The 23,212-nt window shown below is 59.8% G+C and carries 20 protein-coding genes; 16 read left to right on the forward strand and 4 right to left on the reverse strand.

Annotated features, from left to right (window positions below; genetic code table 11):
- Nucleotide 1 precedes the first annotated feature (1 nt).
- From VDP81_RS13835 to rpoD, 6 genes are all read left to right on the forward strand, one after another.
- Nucleotides 2-1,168: an ATP phosphoribosyltransferase regulatory subunit gene (locus VDP81_RS13835; RefSeq protein ID WP_322995397.1), complete on the forward strand. Its 1,167-nt coding sequence runs from the start codon at nt 2-4 to the stop codon at nt 1,166-1,168.
- 58 nt (nt 1,169-1,226) lie between these two features.
- Nucleotides 1,227-2,522: an adenylosuccinate synthase gene (locus VDP81_RS13840; RefSeq protein WP_322995319.1), complete on the forward strand. Its 1,296-nt coding sequence runs from the start codon at nt 1,227-1,229 to the stop codon at nt 2,520-2,522.
- A gap of 74 nt (nt 2,523-2,596) precedes the next feature.
- On the forward strand, nt 2,597-3,157 hold the full coding sequence (locus VDP81_RS13845; protein WP_323012622.1) for a phosphoribosyltransferase: 561 nt from the start codon (nt 2,597-2,599) through the stop codon (nt 3,155-3,157).
- A gap of 134 nt (nt 3,158-3,291) precedes the next feature.
- Nucleotides 3,292-3,504 carry a 30S ribosomal protein S21 gene (gene rpsU / locus VDP81_RS13850; RefSeq protein ID WP_298015764.1) on the forward strand — a complete coding sequence of 71 codons (213 nt, stop codon included), beginning with the start codon at nt 3,292-3,294 and terminating at the stop codon, nt 3,502-3,504.
- A complete protein-coding gene (gene dnaG, locus VDP81_RS13855) occupies nt 3,505-5,451 on the forward strand; it encodes a DNA primase (RefSeq protein ID WP_322995317.1) in 1,947 nt (648 codons plus the stop codon).
- Nucleotides 5,452-5,567: 116 nt separating this feature from the next.
- Nucleotides 5,568-7,856 (forward strand): RNA polymerase sigma factor RpoD, encoded by a 2,289-nt coding sequence (gene rpoD / locus VDP81_RS13860; RefSeq protein ID WP_322995316.1) that lies wholly within the window; start codon nt 5,568-5,570, stop codon nt 7,854-7,856.
- Between the two features lie 157 nt (nt 7,857-8,013).
- On the opposite strand, the gene VDP81_RS13865 is transcribed toward rpoD, so the two are convergent.
- On the reverse strand, nt 8,014-9,879 hold the full coding sequence (locus VDP81_RS13865; protein ID WP_323012623.1) for a sigma-54-dependent Fis family transcriptional regulator: 1,866 nt from the start codon (nt 9,877-9,879) through the stop codon (nt 8,014-8,016).
- A gap of 259 nt (nt 9,880-10,138) precedes the next feature.
- On the opposite strand from VDP81_RS13865, the gene VDP81_RS13870 reads away from it, so the two are divergent.
- Entirely contained in the window at nt 10,139-11,665 is a 1,527-nt protein-coding gene (locus VDP81_RS13870; RefSeq protein WP_323012624.1) for an aldehyde dehydrogenase family protein, read from the forward strand.
- On the opposite strand, the gene VDP81_RS13875 is transcribed toward VDP81_RS13870, so the two are convergent.
- Entirely contained in the window at nt 11,662-12,549 is an 888-nt protein-coding gene (locus tag VDP81_RS13875; protein ID WP_323012625.1) for a helix-turn-helix domain-containing protein, read from the reverse strand. The genes VDP81_RS13870 and VDP81_RS13875 overlap by 4 nt on opposite strands.
- Nucleotides 12,550-12,667: 118 nt before the next feature.
- On the opposite strand from VDP81_RS13875, the gene pobA reads away from it, so the two are divergent.
- Complete coding sequence (gene pobA, locus VDP81_RS13880; RefSeq protein ID WP_322995312.1) at nt 12,668-13,849, forward strand: 4-hydroxybenzoate 3-monooxygenase; 1,182 nt, start codon at nt 12,668-12,670, stop codon at nt 13,847-13,849.
- Here pobA and VDP81_RS13885 read toward each other — a convergent pair.
- Nucleotides 13,846-14,829, reverse strand: coding sequence for a helix-turn-helix domain-containing protein (locus tag VDP81_RS13885; RefSeq protein ID WP_322995311.1), 984 nt, complete (start codon nt 14,827-14,829; stop codon nt 13,846-13,848). The two genes, pobA and VDP81_RS13885, sit on opposite strands and share 4 nt — an antisense overlap.
- 123 nt (nt 14,830-14,952) lie before the next feature.
- On the opposite strand from VDP81_RS13885, the gene VDP81_RS13890 reads away from it, so the two are divergent.
- The 4 genes from VDP81_RS13890 (at nt 14,953) to VDP81_RS13905 (ending at nt 18,234) form a co-directional block, all read left to right on the forward strand.
- Nucleotides 14,953-15,312, forward strand: a complete 360-nt coding sequence (locus VDP81_RS13890) for a protocatechuate 4,5-dioxygenase subunit alpha (protein ID WP_322995310.1) — start codon at nt 14,953-14,955, stop codon at nt 15,310-15,312.
- 2 nt (nt 15,313-15,314) lie between these two features.
- Nucleotides 15,315-16,166, forward strand: a complete 852-nt coding sequence (locus tag VDP81_RS13895) for a class III extradiol dioxygenase family protein (protein WP_322995309.1) — start codon at nt 15,315-15,317, stop codon at nt 16,164-16,166.
- A 118-nt stretch (nt 16,167-16,284) separates the two neighbouring features.
- The gene (locus tag VDP81_RS13900; protein ID WP_323012626.1) at nt 16,285-17,283 is read left to right on the forward strand and encodes an aldo/keto reductase; all 999 of its coding nucleotides are present in this window, start codon (nt 16,285-16,287) and stop codon (nt 17,281-17,283) included.
- Nucleotides 17,284-17,343: 60 nt separating this feature from the next.
- Complete coding sequence (locus VDP81_RS13905) at nt 17,344-18,234, forward strand: NAD(P)-dependent oxidoreductase (protein WP_323012627.1); 891 nt, start codon at nt 17,344-17,346, stop codon at nt 18,232-18,234.
- 54 nt (nt 18,235-18,288) lie between these two features.
- On the opposite strand, the gene VDP81_RS13910 is transcribed toward VDP81_RS13905, so the two are convergent.
- Nucleotides 18,289-19,203 (reverse strand): LysR substrate-binding domain-containing protein, encoded by a 915-nt coding sequence (locus VDP81_RS13910; RefSeq protein WP_322995306.1) that lies wholly within the window; start codon nt 19,201-19,203, stop codon nt 18,289-18,291.
- Between the two features lie 136 nt (nt 19,204-19,339).
- Here VDP81_RS13910 and VDP81_RS13915 point away from each other — a divergent pair, with 136 nt between their 5' ends.
- Genes VDP81_RS13915 through VDP81_RS13930 form a run of 4 tightly spaced genes read left to right on the forward strand, consistent with a single transcriptional unit; the run spans nt 19,340 to nt 23,209 of the window.
- A complete protein-coding gene (locus VDP81_RS13915) occupies nt 19,340-20,491 on the forward strand; it encodes a 4-oxalomesaconate tautomerase (protein WP_322995305.1) in 1,152 nt (383 codons plus the stop codon).
- A 46-nt stretch (nt 20,492-20,537) separates the two neighbouring features.
- Nucleotides 20,538-21,566, forward strand: a complete 1,029-nt coding sequence (locus tag VDP81_RS13920; protein ID WP_322995396.1) for an amidohydrolase family protein — start codon at nt 20,538-20,540, stop codon at nt 21,564-21,566.
- Between the two features lie 19 nt (nt 21,567-21,585).
- Nucleotides 21,586-22,281 (forward strand): 4-carboxy-4-hydroxy-2-oxoadipate aldolase/oxaloacetate decarboxylase, encoded by a 696-nt coding sequence (gene ligK / locus VDP81_RS13925; RefSeq protein ID WP_322995304.1) that lies wholly within the window; start codon nt 21,586-21,588, stop codon nt 22,279-22,281.
- A gap of 10 nt (nt 22,282-22,291) precedes the next feature.
- On the forward strand, nt 22,292-23,209 hold the full coding sequence (locus VDP81_RS13930; RefSeq protein ID WP_322995303.1) for an amidohydrolase family protein: 918 nt from the start codon (nt 22,292-22,294) through the stop codon (nt 23,207-23,209).
- Nucleotides 23,210-23,212: the final 3 nt, after the last annotated feature.

The raw sequence follows: 23,212 nt of genomic DNA on the forward strand, positions 1-23,212 counted from the left end.
GCTGTCGAATTGGCTATTACCGGAAAACCTGTCGGATATTCTGCCTGCCGAGGCGCGCCGCATCGAAGAGCTACGGCGCCAGTTGCTTGATCTCTACCGCACGCATGGGTTTGAGCTGGTTGCACCGCCGATGGTGGAATACCTCGACTCGCTGATGCTGGCCGACGACGAGGCGTTGCGCTTGCGCACCTGCAAGCTCGTGGATCAGCTCTCAGGGCTGACCATGGGCGTGCGGGCCGACATGACAGTGCAGGTTTCTCGCATCGATGCGCACTTGCTCAATCGGCCCGGTGTCACACGCCTGTGCTATTGCGGGCCGGTGGTGCATGCGCGGCCTTCAGGGCTGCTGTCGGATCGTGAACTCTTGCAGATCGGGGCCGAGATCTTCGGCCATGCCGGGGTGCAGGCCGATATCGAATGCGTCCGCCTGGCGCTGGAGTCCGTGCGTTGCGCCGGGGTTGCCCAGCCCAGCCTGGACCTGAATCACCCTGGGGTGGGGCGTGCGCTGGTCGATGCCGACCCGGCGCTGATCGATGTGGCCGATACGGTATTCGATCTGCTGAGCTCAAAGGATGCCCCTGGGTTGCAGCTCTTGTGCCGGGACGTCGGCGCCCGCGACGACAGCTTGCGGGCTTTGAAGACGTTGACAACGTTATATGGCGGCTTGGACGTGGTGGATCGAGCGCGCCAGTGCCTGCCGGATCTGCCTGCGGTGCATGCTGCCCTGGATGCCTTGCGGACCCTTTGTCAGGCGCTATCGGATGCGCCGGTGGCCATTGACCTGGCCGATATGGGCGGCAGCTACGGCTATCATTCGGGCGTGGTGTTTTCGATTTACGCGGCAGGCTGGCATGATGCCCTGGTCCGTGGCGGGCGCTACGACGGCATAGGCCGTAAATTTGGCCGTGCCCGGCCTGCTACCGGCTTCAGCCTGGATTTGCGCAAGCTTTCTGCGGGCCTGCCCGACGCCCAGCGTGCCCGTGCCATTCGTGCGCCGTGGTCCGATGACCCCGGCCTGACGCGGGTGGTGGCGGATCTGCGCACTCAGGGCCATATTGTGATTCAACATCTGCCGGGCGAACAGCAGCAGTCTGATGAATTCCAGGTGGACCAGGAACTTATTTCTTCCGACAACGGTTGGGTCTTGCATCCGCTGGCTGTCGCTTAAGATGGTATAAACTTATTTGTTTCCCCAAGGCGGCATGGTGCTGCCACAAGCAAGGCTTATGAGCAAGAACATCGTCGTGATTGGCACCCAATGGGGTGATGAAGGTAAAGGCAAGATCGTGGATTGGCTTGCCGAATCCGCCCAAGGGGTGGTGCGTTTCCAGGGGGGGCACAATGCTGGCCATACCCTCTGGATCAATGGCAAGAAAACCATTCTGCGTTTGATTCCCTCGGGCATCATGCACCCGCATGTCACCTGCTATATAGGCAATGGCGTGGTGCTTTCCCCCGAGGCGCTGCTCAGCGAAATTGCCGAGCTCGAGGCTGCGGGTCTGGATGTGCGTTCGCGCCTGCAGATTTCGGCCGCCTGCCCGCTGATTCTGCCCTACCACGTGGCGCTGGATCAGGCCCGCGAAGCCCGCAAGGGCGAGGGCAAGATCGGCACCACGGGGCGTGGCATTGGCCCCGCCTACGAGGACAAGGTCGCACGGCGCGCCTTGCGCGTCCAGGATCTCTACGATCCGGCCGTGTTCGACGAAAAGCTCGCCGAAGTCCTGGACTACCATAACTTTGTCCTGACTCAATATCTGGGTGCAAAGCCGGTGGATGCGGCCCAGGTGCGCGATCAGGTCATGGCGTTGGCGCCTCAGCTCGAACCCATGGTGTCGGACGTTTCCAGCAATATACACATCGCCCGCAGGGCCGGCCACAATCTATTGTTCGAAGGGGCTCAGGGCACCTTGCTGGACATTGATCATGGCACCTATCCCTTTGTCACCAGCAGCAATTGCGTGGCGGGTGCAGCTGCTGCTGGTACCGGCGTGGGGCCGCAGGCGCTGGACTACGTGTTGGGCATTGCCAAGGCATACACCACGCGGGTCGGCTCCGGGCCGTTCCCTACCGAACTGCTCGACGACACAGGGTTGCGTCTGGCGACAGTCGGCAAGGAATTCGGCTCAGTCACTGGCCGTCCGCGTCGTTGCGGCTGGTTTGATGGCGCGGCCATGAAGCGTTCGGTCATGATCAATGGCCTTACCGGCCTGTGCATCACCAAGCTTGATGTACTCGACGGGGTCGAACAAATCAAGATCGGGGTGGGCTACCGCTATAAGGGTCAGTTCCTGGACGTCCTGCCGTATGGTGCCCATGCGGCCGCCGAGGCCGAGCCCGTCCTCGAGGAAATGGCCGGCTGGACTGAAACCACCGTCGGCATCACCGAATACGACAAGCTCCCGATCAATGCCCGGCGCTATCTCGAACGCATCGCCGAGGTCTGTGACGTGCCTATCGATATGGTCTCCACCGGCCCTGACCGCTTGGAAACCATTGTGTTGCGGCACCCTTTCCAGGGTTGAGCCACCAAAAACCGCAAGCCAGCTTGCGGTTTTTTGATTCATTATCTTTTTATACGGACACACAGGAACGCCATATGAGCATCCCGCCAAGCACCGATCGCGATCTTTGGATCAGTTGGGAGCAATACCACACCCTGATTGAGCGGCTGACCCTGCAGGTGCACGAATCTGCATGGGCCTTTGATAAGATTCTTTGTCTGGCCCGGGGCGGGGTACGTGTGGGGGACGTGATGTCGCGTATTTTTGATGTGCCCCTGGGGATATTGGCCACCAGCAGCTACCGCGAGGCCGCCGGCACCGTGCAGGGGCAGCTGGATATTGCTCAATTCATCACGATCACGCGTGGCACCCTGGAAGGCAAGGTTCTGCTGGTGGATGATATGGTCGATACCGGGTTGACTTTCACCCGCGTGCGCGACCACCTGCTGCAGCAATTTCCCGGAATTACCGAACTACGCACTGCGGTACTCTGGAAAAAAGGCCATGCCCAGGTCCAGCCGGATTATTTCATCGAGGACCTGCCCACGAATCCCTGGATACACCAGCCCTTCGAAGACTATGACAGCCTGCGGCCTCATCAGCTGGAGTCCTGGATTCGCAAAGGTGTACGCACTGCCTACCAAAGCCCCGATTAAGCTGGATTCATCAGTGGATTCATGATAGAATCTTTTGCTGTCCAGATTAAGATATTATTAACCCATAACCGTGGGTGCACCGGCTGATATTAATGGCCGACGCCCATGATTTAACAGGCTACCCAAGGATTTACATGCCGATTGTCCGCCTCAAAGAAAACGAGCCCTTCGAGGCTGCCCTGCGACGCTTTAAGCGCACCATCGAAAAGACCGGTTTGCTGACGGAACTGCGCTCGCGCGAATTCTACGAAAAGCCCACCGCCGAACGCAAGCGCAAGCTCGCCGCTGCGGTCAAGCGTCACTACAAACGCATTCGCAGCCAACAACTGCCGCCGCGACTCTATTGATTGATTCCAGAATCATTCATACAGGATCTACTCGCGCGCGTTGATATCGTCGATATAGTCGGCCGGTATGTACAGCTGCGCAAAGGGGGCGCAAACCTGCTGGGTTTGTGCCCTTTTCACACAGAAAAATCCCCTTCGTTTACAGTCAGCCCCACTAAACAGTTCTATCACTGCTTTGGTTGTGGGGCGCATGGCAGCGCCCTGCATTTTCTGACCGAGCATACCGGCGCGACGTTTCCCGAAGCGGTGCAGTCGCTGGCCGCCAGCGTGGGGATGAGGGTGCCCGAAGAATCGCGCAGCCCCCGGCAACAGGCTGCTGCGAAGGCACGCCACGAAGAATCCAATCGCCAGCGCGATGTCTTGCAACAGGCTCAAGCCCACTATAAGTCCGCCCTGAAAAGCACCCCCGCAGCAGTTTCTTATCTGAAGAAACGCGGCCTCAGCGGTGAAATTGCCGCCCGCTATGGCCTGGGCTGGGCCAGTGCCGACCGGCGCGGCTTGGCAAATGTTTTTGCCCACTATGAAGACCCGGCCCTGATCGAGTCGGGCCTGGTGATCGAAGCCGAGGACGGGCGCCGCCACGATCGCTTTCGTGGCCGAGTGATGTTCCCCATCCATAACACCCGGGGCCAGTTGATTGGCTTTGGCGGGCGTCTGATCGAGCGCGGTGAACCGAAATACCTGAATTCCCCCGAAACCAGCTTGTTTTCCAAGGGCCATGAACTCTATGGCCTGTACGAAGCGCGGGCGGGCATCCGGGCCGAAGGCTGTGTGCTGGTGGTCGAAGGCTATATGGACGTTGTGGCATTGGCCCAGTTCGGACTGGGCAATGCGGTGGCGACGTTGGGGACCTCGACCACCGAGACGCACTTGCAGAAGCTATGCCGCGCCAGCGACCGCATCATCTTCAGCTTTGATGGGGATGGGGCAGGGCGCAAGGCGGCCTGGCGTGCTCTGCAGGCTTGCCTGCCCTGGGTGGCCGAAGATATCTCCATGCGGTTTTTATTCTTGCCCGACGGTCAGGACCCGGATTCCTATGTCCGTGCCTACGGGGTAGAGGCTTTGCGCGCCTGCCTGGATGAGGCCGTGCCATTGTCGCGCTTCATGCTTGAAGAGCTGGCGGCCCGTCATGATCTGCGCGAAGCCGAAGGCCGTGCCGCATGCTTGCACGAGGCACGGCCTTTATTTGTCCAGATGCCCGAGGGTGGCTTTCGACTGCAGGTAGAGCGCGAATTCGCGCAGCAGGTCCGATTGACCCCTGACGAACTGACGGGCTTGTTGGCTGCTGGAGCGACTCCTCAGGGTGTGGCGCCTGTGGTTCACGCCAGTCCGCCAACTGGCCCGGCACCACAAGGATGGCAGGGGCATCCCGAGCCGGATGACGCCATGCTGAATGAACCCTGGCTTGATGCGTCAAACATGTCGCCAGAGCCGCCCTGGATGGCCGATGGCTATGGTAGCGGCACCATGTCGGCGCCCCGTGCGCGTGGCGCAGCGCAGCGGGGGCGTCGGCAGCAGCAGGCGCGTACCGTTACCCCGATGGCGCGGCGTTTATTGCGTCTATTGCTGGGGCATCCAGGCCTGGTGGATGGGCTGGGCGATCAACAGCTTGAATTATTGGCCCACCATCCCCATCTGCATCTGGTACGCGAACTCATCAGCTTGGCCAGCGCCACTGGAGGGCGCCATGCCGGCGCCCTGCTAGAGGCAGCAGACCCTGACTCCGATCTGGCGCAGGCCATTCAGGATCTGTCCGTCGAACTGTTGATGCAAGAGCTTCCTGACCCCCAGGCCGAATGGCGCGATGCCTTGCGGCAGATCGAATTACAGGCAGTGCAGCAACAGTGTGACCTCTTGATCGAGACCGGACTGCGGGATGAGCACCAACGTCGGCGCTATCAGGATCTCAGTCGTCGCATGGCCCGGCTAAAGTCCGGCGCAGGATGATTCTTCTTGTCAACTGCAGTAAACTACATGGTTTTCAATAAGTTGAACGCCTTTATTTGGTTGCCTAGGCCAACAGCATGGCCCGGGAAACAGCAAAAGAATGGAACCCAGCACCTATGACCACCCAATCTACTGGCAAAACCCCTAAGGCAGCCCCCAAAACGGCGGCCAAAAAAACCAAGGCGCAGAGCCCAGAGCTCGAGTCCGCGGTCAAGGCGGCCAGTGTGACGGCGGTCACACCCGCCGCGGCAAAGAAAGCCACCAAGGCAGCCCCTAAGGCAGCCAAGGCCGAAACTACGGCGAAAACCACCAAGACTGCGGCAAAAACCACGACAGCGAAGGCTACGGCGACCAAAACTGCAGCGGCCAAGAAAACCACGAAAAAAGCCGCTGAGCCGCGCGCGCCTAAGGTTGCCAGCGGCCGCAAGCCCGGTCGTCCCGCTAAAAACGCGGGTGGCGATGGCGCAGACTATGTGGATGATGATAATGATGACGGCGAAGTCATCCCTGATCTGAAGCCCCTGCCCAAGCGCGGCAGCAAGCGTGCCAAGGGCGAAAAAGAAACCCCGTCGCGCAGCCAACTGACCCCCGAAGAACAAGAAGCCCGGCGCAACCGCCTGAAGATCCTGATCAAGCTCGGCAAGGATCGCGGCTATCTCACCTACGGCGAAATCAACGACCATCTGCCCGATGACTTGGTGGATGCCGAGGCCATCGACGGCATTATCAGCACCTTTAACGACATGGGGATCAAGGTCTATGACCAGGCGCCCGATGCCGAGACCCTGCTGATGAGCGATAACGTGCCTTCGGCCACCAGCGACGACGACGTCGAGGATGAAGCCGAGGCCGCGCTGACCACCGTAGATTCCGATTTTGGTCGCACGACCGATCCGGTGCGCATGTACATGCGTGAAATGGGCACGGTGGAACTCCTCACCCGCGAGGGCGAAATCGAGATCGCCAAGCGCATCGAGGATGGCCTGAAGCACATGGTCATGGCGATTGCCGCATGCCCCACTACCGTCAATGAAATCCTCGAACACATCCGCAAGGTCCGTGACGGTTCGGCCCAGATCGACGAAGTCGTCGATGGCTTGATCGACGAGGAAGGCGAAGACTACGCCGGGTCCGGCGTGACCTCGGATGACGATGACGGCCCTGCTGGCGGCATGAGCAGCAAGCAGCTGGAATACCTGCGCACCAAGGCCCTCAAGAAATTCGATCTGGTCGAATCCTGGTTTGACAAGATGCGTACCGCCTTCGAAGGCGAGGGCTATCGTTCACCCGCCTACACCGAGGCCCGCGAGGCCATCCACGCCGAACTCCTGGGGGTGCGTTTCACCGCAAAAATGGTCGAGCGCCTGGCTGATGCCTTGCGCACCCAGGTGGCTGAAGTTCGCGCGCATGAACGCGCAGCCATGACGATTTGCGTCACACGTTCGGGCATGCCGCGAGCCTATTTCATTAAATCCTTCCCAGGCAATGAAACCAATCTGGATTGGGTTGCCCAGGAAATCGCGTCAGGTCGTGATTATGCCGAGACGCTGGAGCGCCATGCGCCCGCCGTCCTGGAGATCCAGCAAAAACTGATCGAGCTGCAGCGCAGCGTGGTGTTGCCGCTGAAGGATCTGAAAGACGTCAATAAGCGCATGGCCACCGGCGAAGCCAAGGCCCGCAAGGCCAAACGCGAAATGACCGAGGCCAACCTGCGTCTGGTGATTTCCATCGCTAAAAAATACACCAATCGCGGCCTGCAATTTTTGGATCTGATCCAAGAAGGCAATATCGGCCTGATGAAGGCGGTCGATAAGTTCGAATATCGCCGAGGGTATAAATTCTCCACCTATGCCACGTGGTGGATTCGTCAGGCCATTACGCGTTCTATCGCAGACCAGGCACGCACCATCCGGATTCCGGTGCACATGATCGAAACCATCAATAAGATGAATCGCATCAATCGCCAGATTCTGCAAGAAACCGGCGCCGAGCCAGATCCCGCTACCTTGGCCCAGAAGATGGACATGCCCGAGGACAAGGTGCGCAAGATCCTGAAGATCGCCAAGGAACCGATCTCCATGGAAACCCCCATCGGCGATGATGATGATTCGCATCTGGGCGATTTCATCGAAGATACCGGCACGGTATCGCCGTCGGATTCGGCCTTGCATGGCTCCATGCGCGACGTGGTCAAGGAAGTTCTGGATTCACTGACGCCGCGTGAAGCCAAGGTCCTGCGCATGCGTTTCGGGATTGAAATGAGCACCGACCAGACCCTGGAAGAAGTCGGCAAGCAGTTCGATGTCACGCGTGAACGCATCCGCCAGATCGAGGCCAAGGCACTGCGCAAGTTGCGCCACCCCAGCCGCGCCGATAAGCTCAAGTCCTTCCTGGAAGGCCAGTAAGCTTTTGCTATTCCTGCGATGGCGGGAATATTGAAACAAAAGGCCCGTATCGCCCAAATCCAAACCCGAGGGCTGGATTCTGGCGATACGGGCCTTTTCTATACGTGTGCTCGAAAAAGCCGCTGCCGCTTGCCATGGGGCTTGTTCAGAGGGTCCCCTAGTGGCTGTGCAATTTCCGGTAAAGCGTGCTGCGGTGGATGCCCAGCCGTTTGGCGGCCTGGGATATATTGCCGCCGCAGGCCTGCAGGACTTGCGCGATGGCGTGGTGTTCCAGGGCCTGCAGGCTGCCGTCGCCAGGGCTGTGGGGCGCTGCTGTGTCAGGGGCTGCCGGGCCATCCTGGCTGGCTGGGATATCCAGGCAGGGCGGGGGTCGTACAGGTGTAGCGTGCAGGCTATCCGGCAAGTGCTGTGGTCCCAGCAGGATGTCATCCGGGTACTGGCAGCGCAGGCGGCGCAGCATGCTGTCCAGTTCTCGGTAGTTGCCCGGCCAGTGATGGGCGGCCATCACTGCCACGGCGGCGGGGCTGATCTGCCCGCCCAGTGTCTGGTAAGCACGCAGGATGAAGTGTGCGAGATCGGGGCGCTGCCGCAGGGCGGGCAGATTCAGCGGCATGTCTTGCAAGCGGTAATACAGGTCAGCCCGAAATAAGCCGCGTTCGACCAGGCAGGGCAAATCCTGGTGGCTGGCGCTGATCAGGCAAAAATCAAGCGCATGGCGTTTTTCGGACCCCAGCGGCTGGACCTCGCGTTCTTGCAGGACGCGCAGCAGCCGGGTCTGCAGGCTAAGCGGCATATCGCCGATTTCGTCCAGAAACAGCGTGCCCTGGTGTGCTTGCCGCAGCAATCCGCGGGCACCCTCGCGCCGGGCCCCTGTAAACGCACCCGGTTCGTAGCCGAAAAGTTCGGACTCGATCAGGTGTTCGGGCAGGGCAGCGCAGTTGATTGCGATAAAGGCGCCCTGTGCCCGCGCCCCCTGGGCGTGGATGTGGCGTGCCAGGACTTCTTTTCCGGTGCCGGTTTCGCCATGCAACAGAATGGCCAGCCCGGCATGGGTGGCCCGAATGGCTTGCTCCAGCAGGGGCTGGGTCAGCGCGTCGGGGGCGGGTAGCGTAGGGCTGGAGGGTACCGCATGGGCGGACGGCTGGGGCTTGGCAAGAGGAATGGGCCCCCGGCGGGCTTGGACGGGATGCTGCACATGGCCCACCAGCGGCTGGCCGTCATGGCGATGCAGGAGGCTGTCCTGAGCGGTGGGATTGCCGCTGATCCACTGCTGGTACGGGCTGCCGATCAGTTGCCAATTGGTGTTCAGGGCCTGCAGAGCGACTTCGTTGGCGCCGATGATCAGGCCATCGTCGTCCAGCAATAACAAAGCCTGTTGATGGGCTTGGGGGGTGGCCTGTTCGCCCACTTGAAAAATCAGGCGATGGCCAGGCTGCGCCAGCAGGATTTGCCGACTGATGCCTTGGGCCATGCGCTGGACCAGGGGCAGGGTGTGGTCGTGCAGGGCGTTGGCTGGGCCGGAAAAGTCCAGAATGCCCAGGATGCCGCCGATCCCAGAGAAGATAGGGGCTGCATGGCAGCTGAGAATGCGATTGCGTGCCAGGAAATGATCGGGCCCGTGGATGCAGACGGCGCGGCCATCGTGCAAGGCCGTGCCGATGGCATTGGTGCCCCGATGGGTTTCGGCCCAATTCACGCCCGGCTGCAAGGAGACGCGCTGGGCCTGGCTGAGGAATCCGGGATTGCCCTGTTCGTGCAGAATCATGCCAGAGGGATCGGCCAGAATCGCAATGCTGTCACGGTGATCAGCCAACGAGCTGAGAGCGCATAAACCTGCCTGGGCATGTTCCAGCAATAGCCGGTTGGCCTCGCGGTGCAAGTCGAGATCAGCACGAGAAAGCGGATTGGGATCGGCCAGCAGGTGCTGATCGAGGTCGGCGCAACGCGCCCATGAGCGCTGTATGCGGTGCGGTGTCTGAGGCCGTGCGCTGGAGGCCAGAAAAAACGGCGCTGAGGTTTGCATGAGGCGTCCCCGTCAGGAGGCAGGTGTCGCAAGCTGCAACACCTGCTGTCGCGAAATAAACAGCCTGGGTGTCGCGTTTTGCGACAAGTCCCTGTTTTCAAAACAGCTTTGTGCCAGTATGCCATCACTAGCGGGCGCTGAGTAGGGCTTTAAAAGTTGGCATGGGTTTTGCTTCAGTCAATACAAGCACAGAGAACAAATGCTCTGGCCAATATAGCGCCTGGGTTTTCAGGCGTACCTGAGTTCAAAGGAGACAAACATGGACATGACAGATCTGAAACACTTTGGCATCGATATCGGCTTTCCGTATAAGAAACACTATGAAAACTATATCGGAGGACGCTGGGTAGCCCCGATTGGCGGGCAGTATTTCGATAATCTTTCACCCATTACCGGCCAGGTATTTTGCGAAGTGCCACGCTCGGACGCGGCCGATGTCGAGGCCGCGCTGGATGCCGCGCATGCCGCCCGTAAGGCCTGGGGGGAAACCTCGGTGGCCGAGCGCGCCGGCGTGCTGCTGCGCATGGCCGATCGCATGGAGCAAAACCTGCGCTTGCTGGCTGTGGCCGAGACCATCGACAATGGCAAACCCTTGCGTGAGACCATGGCTGCCGACCTGCCCCTGGCGATTGACCACCTGCGCTATTTTGCGGGCTGCATTCGCGCCCAGGAAGGCGGGATCTCCGAAATCGACAAGACGACGGTGGCCTACCACTTCCACGAACCCATGGGGGTTGTGGGTCAGATCATTCCCTGGAATTTCCCGCTGCTGATGGCTGCCTGGAAGCTTGGCCCCGCGCTGGCCGCCGGGAATTGCGTCGTGCTGAAACCAGCCGAGCAAACCCCGGTCTCGATTCTGGTGCTGATGGAGCTGGTGGGCGACCTGTTGCCCCCCGGCGTGCTGAATATCGTCAATGGCTTTGGCCGTGAAGCCGGTGCTGCCTTGGCATCCAGCAAGCGCATCGCCAAGATCGCGTTTACGGGCTCTACCCCCACGGGCAAGCATATTCTGCATGCCGCCGCCGACAACCTGATTCCCAGCACCGTCGAATTGGGCGGTAAAAGCCCCAATATTTTCTTCGCCAACGTGATGGACCAGGATGATGCCTTTTTTGACAAGGCACTGGAAGGTCTCAGCATGTTTGCCCTGAATCAGGGCGAGATCTGCACCTGCCCATCGCGCATCCTGGTTCAGGAATCCATCTACGAACGTTTCATCGAGCGTGCCGTCAAGCGCATTGAGTCCATGAAGACCGGCCACCCCCTGGATAGCACCACCATGTTGGGGGCGCAGGTCTCGCAGGCCCAGATGGATAAGATTTTGGGGTATATCGACATTGGCCGCGAAGAAGGGGCGCGTTGCCTGACGGGTGGTGCACGCAATGCGCCGGGCGCTGGCTTGGATCAGGGCTTTTACGTCAAACCCACCTTGCTGTTTGGCGATAACAGCATGCGCGTCTTCCAAGAGGAAATTTTCGGCCCGGTGGCATCCGTGACCACCTTCAAGGACGAGGACGAGGCCATCGCCATTGCCAACGATACCGACTATGGCCTGGGGGCAGGGGTCTGGACGCGTGACGGTTCACAGGCCTATCGGGTGGGGCGCCAGGTTCAGTCCGGCCGCGTCTGGACCAACTGCTTCCACCTGTACCCCGCGCATGCAGCTTTTGGTGGCTATAAGCAGTCAGGGATTGGCCGTGAAACCCACAAGATGGCGCTGGGGGCCTATCAGCAGACGAAGTGCCTGCTGGTCAGCTACAGCCCCAATGCCTTGGGCTTCTTTTAAGATCCGATGGCATGAATGATGTGCAGCCGGAAATCCCTGGGGGATTGTCCGGCTGTTTTGCGAAAGAACCGGGTGAAATGTGCTGGCTCTGAAAAACCCAGATCGTCGGAGATTTCCTGGATGGTCATCGTCGTATAGATCAGACTGCGGGTGGCCTCAAGGGTCAGACGCTGGTGAATGAGCTGCAGCGGGGTTTTGTTTGCGTGAGTGCGTGTCAGCAGGTTCAGGTGGGTGGTGCTAAGGCCTAGCCGCTGGGCGTACCAGGCGACTGCATGGTGGCGCTTGTGTGCCTGTTCCAGCAGTTCATTGAAGCGGGTGTAGTGTCGTAGCCCCTTGGTGGTCTGGGGTTGGTGCTCGGTATTGCCCGGCTGGCTGCGCAGGCGGGCATACAACAAGGTCAACCAGGCTTCGATCTGGGCTTCCCGATAGGGATGCCGGGCCGCGTATTGGGTATTCAGCTGGGCACAGGCCTCGTGCAGATCGTTGCTGTGTTGGCCGATGCTCAGCGGGTGCAGCGCCGGGTGGCGGGTGGGGGCCGCCGTTGGCCCGAGGCGCAGCGCAAGCCGGGTCAGCAATGCATTGGTGATGGTGATGACGTAGCCGGTGCAGTCGGTATCAAATTCAAAGCCGTGCACATAAGCCTGGGGGATTTCAACGGCAGCCGGGCCCTGGATGGCCGAACGGGTTTCGTCCAGGCTGACGATGGCCTGGCCCCGGTGCAGATACAGGATTTGGTAGAGGCCCGCATGGCGGTGTGGCCGAATATGCCAATGGTGCAAGCGGCTGCGCGAAGCAATGGTTTCGCAGTGCAGCATTTCTGCCAGAGGCCAGTCGGTCTGTTCACCATATAGCTGGAACAAAGGCGCATGTTCAAAATAGTTCATATTGGCAATTTTATGCTTGAAAAATACATTCTCAAAAGATAGTTGCATTGTCATCATGGTGCCTATGCCGGACCTGATCTAGTGCCATGGGGTACGCGGGCCTGGGCGGAGGAGAATCATGAAAACACAAGTCGCAATAATCGGGGCCGGTCCATCCGGGCTGTTGCTGGGCCAGTTGCTGCATCGCTGTGGCATTGATAATGTCATTCTGGAGCGCCACACGCCTGACTACGTGTTGAGTCGGGTACGCGCCGGTGTGCTGGAATATGGCTTTGTCGACCTGATGCGCGAGGCTGGCGTATCCGCCAACATGGATGCCGAAGGCCTGGATCACGGCGGTTTTTCCCTGGCGTTCCAGGGCCGCCGTCAGCGGGTTGATATGCGGGAATTGACCGGAAAATCCGTGCTGGTTTATGGACAAACCGAGGTAACGCGCGACCTGATGGAAGCACGCGAAGCCAGTGGGGCGCCGATTTACTACGAGGCGACCGATGTCCGTCTGAACGATTTCCTGGACGGGGATAAGCCCAGCGTCAGCTTTACGCATCAGGGCGAGCAGCATGTGCTGCAATGCGACTATATCGCCGGATGCGACGGGTTTCATGGCGTGTCGCGCCAGTCTGTGCCCCAGGACCGCATTCGCAATTTCGAACGTGTCTATCCGTTTGGTTGGCTGGGCTTGTTGACCGATACGCCGCCCGTCGAGGACGAACTGATCTACGTTCACAATCCCCGTGGTTTTGCCCTGTGCAGCATGCGTTCACATACGCGCAGCCGCTACTATCTTCAGTGCAGCCTGGCCGAACACGTGGATGATTGGTCGGACGATCGTTTCTGGACAGAATTGACCGCCCGCTTGCCGGAAGATGTCGCTGCCAAGCTTCAGACTGGTCCGTCGTTTGAAAAGAGCATTGCGCCCTTGCGCAGCTTTGTGGCTGAACCCATGCGCTTTGGCAATCTGTTTTTGGTAGGGGATGCCGCGCACATTGTGCCGCCGACCGGCGCCAAAGGCCTGAATCTGGCTTCCAGCGACGTGTATACCCTGTACCACGCGCTGCGCGGTGCCTGCCTGGATGGTCGCCCTGATTTGCTGGATCGGTATTCAGAAATTTGTCTGCGCCGCATCTGGAAGGCCGAGCGCTTTTCCTGGTGGATGACCATGCTGCTGCATACGTTTGATGATGATGCCTTCAGCCAGCGTATCCAGCAGGCCGAGCAGGACTACTACACCAGCACCCGGGCAGGGCTGATGACGATTGCGGAAAACTATGTCGGCTTGCCCTACGAGCCGGTGGTCTAGTTCTGCGTGCCAGCGTCCTTTTTCTGACGGCGGAAATCCTTGGGCGCAGCCCCGGTCAGCCGTTTGAAAAACCGGGTGAAGTACCCTGGGTCTGCAAAGCCCAGGGTATCGGCGATCATGCTGATGGTGCGGGTGGTGTAGATCAGCTCGCGCCGGGCTTCCAGCAACAGCCGTTCGTGGATCAACTGCAGGGCGGTCTTGCCGGCCAGGGCCTGAGCGATGCTGTTCAGGTGCGCTGGCGTGACACCGATGCGTTGAGCGTACCAATGGACCCGGTGTTGGCGGGGGAAATGGTTTTCGATCATCTGCATGTATTTGCTGAGGTGCTGCGCGCCTACATGGGCATCGCCCGGCGCGGCATCGGTCGGCTGCCGTTGCCGCTGCATCCAGACCAAAATAATGCCCAGCAGAGATTCGAGCAAGGGTCCGCGCTGAGGCGTGGGCAGACTGCGGTATTCGTGATTCAACTGGTGAAATAGCTGGACTGTGTGCGTATCGCTGGCGCCTAACGGCAGGGTGGCCGCCGCCGTCATTCCGGCCAGGCTTAATTCATGGCGTTCGCACAGCGGCTGCAACAAGGCATAGGTCAGGGTCAGGATATAACCGCTGGCACCAGGCTGGAAAATGAATTCGTGCACTACATGACTGGGCACCATGATGATGTGCCCGATGGCGGGCGTGGTGGGCTGGTCCGCCGGTTCTGGCATTGTGGTCAGGCGCTGGGCCAGGCCGTCCAGCACCACCGTCACGCTGCCGGACTCCAGAAACAGGATTTGGAACAGGTCAATGTGCTTGTGTGCCGTGACATGCCAATTATGCAATTTTTCCTGAGCGGCAATGGTCTCGCAATACAGTGGGTCGGCCATGGTCCAGACGTTGCCATAGCCGTATAGCTTATAGATAGGGATCGCCGTGTGGTCATGCACGGGCGGGGCGGGCGTGAGGGATTCCATGGCGCTATGCAGATGATGTGAATCCATCAAATGTACTTTTTTAAAGCATAAAAATCCATTCTTGATTGGCCAGGCCTGGGCCATCATGGACCTGTCTGATGACCCGCGAACGGTAAATACCGAGACGGGCTATTTTCTAGGAGACAAGTCATGACATCAAACACACGAGCGCGTCGGCGGGGAATTCCCGGTACGGTCATTTTCGATGGGGATCTGGCACGGATCGGCTACGCCTTGAATCGGATGTGTTTTAGTTTTAATTCTGCACAATGTCGCCAGGCCTTTCTGCAAGATGAGGAAGCCTATATGACGCGTTACAGCCTGAACGATACCCAAAAAGAAGCCGTGCGCAGCCGCCTTGTCCTGAGCATGATTGCCGCTGGCGGGCATCCTTATTATCTGGCCAAACTCGCCGGCATATTCGGCCTGGATATGCAGGATATCGGCGCCCAGCAGACCGGGATGAGCAAGCAGGACTTTCAGGCAAAATTGCTTGCCGCAGGAGCATAATCATGGCAAAACTTATTGGCAGCATCAGCACTTCTCATGTCCCGGCCATTGGCGGCGCCTTGGCGCGCCGAAAAGAGCAGGAGCCCTATTGGAAGCCTTTTTTCGATGCCTATGACGAGGCCCGGGCCTGGCTGGCACAGGTGCGCCCCGATGTCGTGGTGATCGTGCATAACGACCATGGGCTGAATTTCTTTCTGGACAAGATGCCGACCTTCTCCGTCGGGGCGGCAGACGTCTACCAGACCGGCGATGAAGGTTGGGGCATCCCGGCCCTGGTCCAGCCGCGTGGCTGTGTAGACTTGTCCTGGCATATGATCGAGACCCTGGTCGAGGACGAATTCGACATCACCACTTGCCAGGAAGCCCTGATCGATCACGCGGTCTCGCTGCCTTTGGCCTTGCTCTGGCCCGAAGGCCAAGAAGCGGGCGCATGGCCGGTGGAAATCGTGCCGGTATGCATCAATACGGTCTTGGCGCCTTACCCCTCTGCGGCGCGGTGTTATCGCCTGGGGCAGTCGCTGCGCCGTGCCATCGAGTCCTGGGATGATGAGCGGCGCGTGCTGGTGATCGCCAGCGGCGGCCTGTCGCACCAATTGGATGGCGAACGTGCAGGCTTCATCAATAAATCCTTTGATCAGCAGTTCATGGAAAGCCTGGTCGATGACCCGACCTGGATCACGCAATACACCAACGACGAACTGGTCGAACTGACCGGAACGCAAGGGATTGAATTATTGATGTGGGTGGCGGCGCGCGGGGTGTTGGATGATATTCCGGTGCGCAAGCGCCATGCCCACTATCATGTACCGATTTCCAATACGGCGACAGGTCTGCTGGTGCTGGAACCTGCATGATATTGTTGGCGGGGCAGTGAATTTCTGCCCGCCCAGCCCGCTATCGCAATCGCTTATAGCTGTTAGTGGTCGATGCGGGCTTACACTGCCCCGTTGTTCTGGGGATAATTCAACTACTATGACATCAACACGCACGCTCGCCGGCATGCCGGTTTTTCCGATTGGCTTGGGATGCATGAGCCTCAGCCACGGCTATGGCCCCGCCGCTTCGCCTGAACAGGCGCAAACCCTGCTGCTGGGGGCGCTGGACCGGGGGGTGACACTATTCGACACGGCGGCTCTTTATGGCTTCGGCCACAACGAAGAAATGCTGGGTCGGGGGCTGTCGCCGCATCGCAGCCGTTTTTTGCTGGCCAGCAAGTGCGGTATTTTTCGCGAAGACGGCCAGCGCCGCATCGATGGCCGCCCGGACACGCTGCGGCGTACCTGCGAGGACTCGTTGCGCCGCTTGCGTACCGATGTCCTGGATCTGTATTACTTGCATCGCTGGGACAAATCTGTCCCCATCGAAGATAGTATTGGCGCATTGGCGGATCTCGTGCAGGCAGGCAAGATCCGCCACATCGGCTTATCCGAGGTTTCCGCTGACACCTTGCGCAAGGCGCATGCGGTACACCCTATTGCTGCAGTCCAAAGCGAATACTCGCTGTGGTCGCGCAATGTGGAAATTGCCGTCCTGCAAGCCTGCCGTGAGATCGGGGCGCAACTGGTGGCATTCAGCCCCTTGGGGCGGGCATTTCTGGCCGATGGCTTGCCTTCTATCAGTCTCTTGGCGGACACTGATTTGCGCCGTCGCATGCCGCGTTTTCAGCCCGACGCTTTTGCCCGAAACCAGTCATTGCTGGGGCTGCTGCGTGACAGCGCCCGAGCGCTGGGCTGTACCCCCGGCCAATTGGCCCTGGCCTGGCTGCTGCACCAGGGGCCAGACATTATTCCCATCCCAGGCACTTGTGATCTGGCGCACTTGCAAGAAAACCTGGACGCGGTCGATGTGGTGCTGAACGACGCCTTGTGTGCCGCACTGGCGGCGCACTTCCGCCATGATCGTGTGGCGGGAGACCGCTATGGGCCGGCCACACAGCTGGAAATCGATACGGAGCAATACCCGTCCGCCTAGGGGGCGGATGGTGGCTGGCCCGTGCATCGGGCCAAAAATATTTAGTCCTTTGGAGCAATCATGCAGGATACGCGGTTGGGGTTGATCGGTTATGGCGAGGTAGGCGGGATTTTCTGTGCAGGCCTGAAGTCGCAGGTGGCAAGCGCCCAGGCCTGGGATTTGAAGCTGACTGATCCCGTGGCAGCGCAGCCGCTGAACCAGCGGGCCGCACAGGACGGTATTACTCTGTGTGCGTCGGTGGCCGATCTGTGCGCCGCCAGCAATCTGGTGATGTCCGCCGTCACGGCATCCAATACGGTGGCGGTGGCGCGTGCCGCCGCAGACCATCTGTTGCCAGGCACGGTTTTTCTGGATTTGAATTCCGCCTCGCCGGGCGCCAAGCGCGAGGCCGCTTCCCTGGTCGAAGCTGCAGGCGGGCACTATGTCGAGGCCGGGGTAATGACCTCGGTGCCGCCGTACGGCATCCGGGTGCCCATGTTGTTGGGGGGGCCGCATGCGCAGGCCCTGGCCGTCCGCCTGACTGCCTGGGGGATGGATGCCACGGCGGTATCGCCAGAACTGGGGATAGCATCGGCCATCAAGATGTGCCGCAGTGTCATGATCAAGGGCCTGGAGGCCTTGGTGATTGAAAGCTATACGACTGCGCGCGCTTACGGTGTCGAAGATTACGTACTGCCTACCCTGCAGGAAACCTTCCCGTCCATCGACTGGGCAGAGCAGGGGCGGTATTTCTACAGCCGGGTGGTGCAGCATGGTCGACGCCGTGCCGAAGAGATGCGCGAGGTTGCCAATACCGTGCGCGAGGCAGGCTTCGAGCCTTGGATGGCCGCCGCTACCGCTGAAAAGCAGGATTGGGTGGCCGGTCTGGCTGCTCAGGATCTGTTTGCCGGCGTCGATCAGGCCGAAGGCTGGCAAGCCTATGCCGATCGCCTGATCGATCAGGCGAAGTAAGCCGTCTGGCGCCAGTTGCCTGCGACCAGGCTGAGACTGCCCTGGTGGGCAGTCTCAGCCGGTTTGCGTCATTGGTGCCGGATAGACCTGCTGTACCATGGTCTGAATCAGATCCAGCATGGCTTTTTGTGTCAGCGTGGTGATCCGGCCTGACGCTGTTGCCAGGTATAGCTGGCTGCGTAGCTCGGGTGGTTTGATCAGGCGTGTATGGTAGTGATCCGGGTATGCCGTGGTCAGCACGGCATGCTCGCTCAGCACGGCATAGCCCGCTCCGTCGGCCACCAGATCCAGGATGGCAGGCACGCTATCGATTTCCAGACGGATATTGGGGCGGCAGCCGATCTGCGCCATGTGGGATTCCAGCAGCATACGAATGGTGTGCGGGCGGTTTGGGATCACCAGGGGCATGCCTGCCAATGATTTCAAGGAAATCGGCTGTGTCGAGGGGTGCGGACCCCGGGGGCCGACCAGATACAGCAACTCGCTGGTCAGCGGGATAAGATCCAGTTCGGCCGATGCCGATGGGTTATACAGCAGCGCAATGTCCAGGCGGCCCGCCAACAGTGATTCCTGCATCATCAGCGACAAGCCCTCGGTGATGGACAGAGAGGCATTGGGCAGCTGCTTGCGAAATGCCCGCGTCAGCTGCACCGTCAGCATTTTCGAGGCGCTGGGGGCGATGCCCAGGGTGACCCGGCCCGCCAGCGCGCCATGCACCCGGGCCATGTCTTCTTTGGCGCGTTCAACCTGATGCAGTATCCCTTGGCAGTGTTCCAGCAGAAGCTTGCCGGCCTCGGTGGTCGTCACACCCCGGCCGTTGCGATTCAGCAGATTCTGGCGTAGTTCGACCTCGAGCAGACGAACCTGTCGGCTAAGTGCCGGTTGTGCCACATCCAGCGCGTGCGATGCCTGGGTGAAGCTGCCCAGTTCGGCAACCCGAGCGAAGTATTCCAACTGTTTCAGATCCATGTCAGGGTTTACCCTTGGGTTTGATATGTGAGCCTGTTAATTATAACAATTCGGCATAACAGCTAGTGACATCATCCTCTTATTTGTTGGCTTGCATCTGGCCATAATGGCTGTAATCCAGCAATGTGGTGATGAGATGCAAAAGCCTGTCCCGACCTTGTTCATGCGTGGTGGCACTTCACGCGGTCCGTTTTTTCTGGAATCCGATCTGCCGTCGGACACGGCAGCGCGCGACCGTGTGTTGCTGGCCGTGCTGGGTTCGCCAGATCGACGCCAGATCGATGGCCTGGGCGGGGCGCATCCCTTGACCAGCAAGGTCGGCATCGTCCGGGCAGGAACTACCCCGGATGTGGATTTGGAATTTCTGTTTGCCCAACTGCAGCCGGATCAAGATACCGTGGACACCACCGCCAACTGCGGCAATATGCTGGCCGCCGTGGTGCCGTTTGCCCTCGAACGTGGGCTGATTCAGGCCCAGGCCGATGAAACAACGGTGCGCGTTCTGACCCGCAACACCGGTATGCTGTGCGACATCACGGTGCAGACACCACTGACGCCGACAGGCCGTCAGGTCAGCTACGAAGGCCAGGCCCGCATCGATGGCGTGCCCGGCACCTCGGCCCCCATCACCATCAACTTTCTGGATACCGCAGGCTCGGTATGCGCCAGCCTGCTGCCGACCGGTCAGGTGCTGGACCGCGTGCATGTCGAACCGACCGCAGGCGCGGATTTTCCGGCGTTTGATATCGACGTGACCTGTATCGACAATGGCATGCCCCTGGTCTTGTTTCGTGCTCAGGACGTAGGCTGCACTGGCCAGGAAACACCGGCCCAACTGAATGCGGACGTGGCGCTGAAGGCAAAAATCGAGGCTTTACGCCTGATCACCGCCGAACGCATGGGGCTGGGCGACGTCAAAGATCGCAATTACCCCAAGATGACCCTGGTGTCGGCCCCGCAGTCAGGGGGTGCCATCAGCACGCGTTGCTTCATCCCGCATGTCTGCCACGAAGCCATTGGCGTGCTGGCTGCCGTCACGGTGGGGACCGCCTGTGTGCTGGAAGGCGCGGTGCCGCATGCGCTGGCCCGTTTGCCACAAGGCGCCCGCAAGGCGGTTTCCATTGAACACCCCAGCGGGGAGTTCACCGTCGAACTTGAATTGGACCCGCATGATGCACAAAAAGTCGTGCGTGCTGCTTTATTGCGCACGGCACGGCTGATCATGCGTGGCGATGCCATGGTCCCTGCAGCCGCCTGGTCGGCCCAGGCCACAGGCGCAGCCCGCTGAAGCGGTTTATCTACTAGGAGAATCCGTCCCCATGAACCGAAAACCCCTGATCATTGATTGCCATGGGCACTATACGACAGCCCCTCAGGCCTTGGCCGATTGGCGCGAGCGCCAGATTGCCGGCCTGCAGGATGCGTCCCTCAGCCCGAAAGCGTCTGACTTGCACATCAGCGACGATGATCTGCGTGAAAGCATCGAGACCAACCAACTGCGCCTGATGCGCGAGCGTGGGTCCGATCTGACGATTTTTTCGCCCCGCGCCAGCTTTATGGCGCACCATATCGGTGATTTCCAGGTATCCAGCACCTGGTCGGCCATTTGTAATGAACTCTGCCACCGGGTCGCGACCTTGTTTCCAGAGCATTTCGCCATGGCGGCCATGCTGCCTCAGTCGCCAGGGGTCGATCCGGCCACCTGTATTCCCGAACTAGAACGCTGCGTCGAGGAATACGGTGCCGTCGGCATCAACCTGAACCCAGATCCTTCTGGCGGGTATTGGACTGCGCCGCCGCTGTCGGATCGGTCCTGGTATCCGATTTACGAGAAAATGGTGGAATACGATATTCCCGCCATGATTCACGTCTCGACCAGTTGTAATGCCTGCTTTCATACGACCGGCGCGCACTATTTGAATGCCGACACCACGGCCTTCATGCAGTGCCTGACGTCTGATCTTTTTAAAGACTTCCCCACGCTGCGTTTTGTGATTCCGCACGGCGGCGGCGCGGCACCCTACCATTGGGGCCGGTTCCGTGGTTTGGCGCAGGCGCTCAATAAACCTCTGCTGGACGAACACCTGCTGAACAACGTGTTCTTTGATACCTGCGTGTATCACCAGCCGGGCATTGATCTGCTGACGCGCGTCATTCCCGTCAAAAATGTGCTGTTCGCTTCCGAGATGATCGGCGCGGTGCGCGGCATCGATCCGGAAACCGGCCATTATTTCGACGACACCAAGCGCTACATCGAAGCCGCCGACACCCTGTCCGATGCGGATCGTTTTCAGATTTACGAAGGCAATGCCCGGCGTGTTTTCCCGCGCCTGGATACTGCCCTGAAGGCCAGGGGCCTTTGATTCCTAGAGGACTATGGATATGAGCATTCCCTTGAATCAGCTGGGTGTCGTGCATCGCACGATCCAGCGTGCAGATGCTGCTGCTGTCGAACACCTGTCGCATTTTGGCGTGGCCACCATTCACGAAGCCATGGGGCGGGTGGGCCTGATGAAGCCCACCATGCGCCCTGTCTGGCATGGGGCAAAGCTATGCGGTCCGGCCGTCACGGTGCTGCTGCAGCCGGGCGATAACTGGATGCTGCACGTGGCCGCCGAACAGATCCGTCCAGGCGACGTGGTCGTGGCGGCTTGTACGGCCGACAGCACCGATGGCTTTTTCGGTGATTTGTTGGCGACGTCCTTCAAGGCGCGCGGCGCAGCGGGTCTGATCATTGACGGCGGCGTGCGCGATATTGATACCTTGGAATCCATGGATTTTCCGGTATTCGCCAAGGCCATCAGCGCCCGCGGCACCATCAAGGCCACGCTGGGCTCGGTCAATATCCCGGTCGTATGCGCCAATGCCAGTGTGATGCCGGGCGATGTGGTTGTGGCGGATACCGATGGCGTGGTGGTGGTACCTGCCGCCCTGGCCGCCGAGGTCGCAGCCCGGGCCCAGGCCCGCGAAGACAATGAAATCAGCAAGCGCGATATTTTCGCTTCTGGCGTCTTGGGCCTGGACTACTACAAAATGCGGGAAGGCTTGGAAAAAGCCGGTTTGAAATACCTGGATTAAGGACTGCACCATGAGCGCCGACGGCATTTTCGTCAAGACCCCGGGCTGGCTGGATTACTACAATGGGCCCAGCCAACCGCATTTGCGCCTGCCGCCGGGTGCGGTGGATGCACACTGCCATGTTTTTGGACCGGGCGCTGTGTTTCCTTATGCGCCGCAGCGTAAGTACACGCCTTGCGATGCGTCCAAAGAAGCCCTGTTCGCCTTGCGCGATCACCTGGGGTTCAGCAAAAACGTCATCGTGCAGGCCACCTGCCACGGCACGGACAACCGTGCCCTGGTCGATGCGCTGCAGTCGTCCGAGGGCAGGGCGCGTGGCGTCGCGACGGTCGCACAGGACATTAGCGATGCCGAACTGCAGGCGCTGCATGCTGCGGGGGTGCGCGGTACGCGCTTCAATTTCGTCAAACGCCTGGCGGATTTCACGCCGCGCGAGGTCTTGGCCGATATTGCCGCCCGTATTGCGCCGCTGGGCTGGCACGTCGTGGTCTACTTCGAGGCGGCCGACTTGCCCGAGCTCTATGACTTCTTCACGACTTTGCCGACCACTGTGGTGGTGGATCATATGGGGCGTCCTGATGTCACCCAACCAATCGATGGGCCGGAGTTCCAGCGCTTTGTGTCGCTGATGCACGACCACCCCAATATCTGGACCAAGGTCAGTTGCCCAGAGCGCCTCAGCCAATCCGGGCCGTTTGCCCTGAATGGTGAACAGCATGCCTATCAGGATGTCGTGCCTTATGCGCGCCATCTGGTCGAGACCTTTCCCGACCGGGTCCTGTGGGGCACCGATTGGCCACACCCTAACCTGAAGTCCCACATGCCTGATGATGGCTTGTTGGTGGACTATATTTCGCAGATCGCCTCAACCCCTGAGTTGCAGCAAAAGCTGCTGGTTGATAATCCTAACCGCTTGTACTGGAGTTAAGCC

The sequence above is a fragment of the Castellaniella sp. genome (assembly GCF_034675845.1).
Classification (GTDB): Bacteria; Pseudomonadota; Gammaproteobacteria; order Burkholderiales; family Burkholderiaceae_B; genus Castellaniella.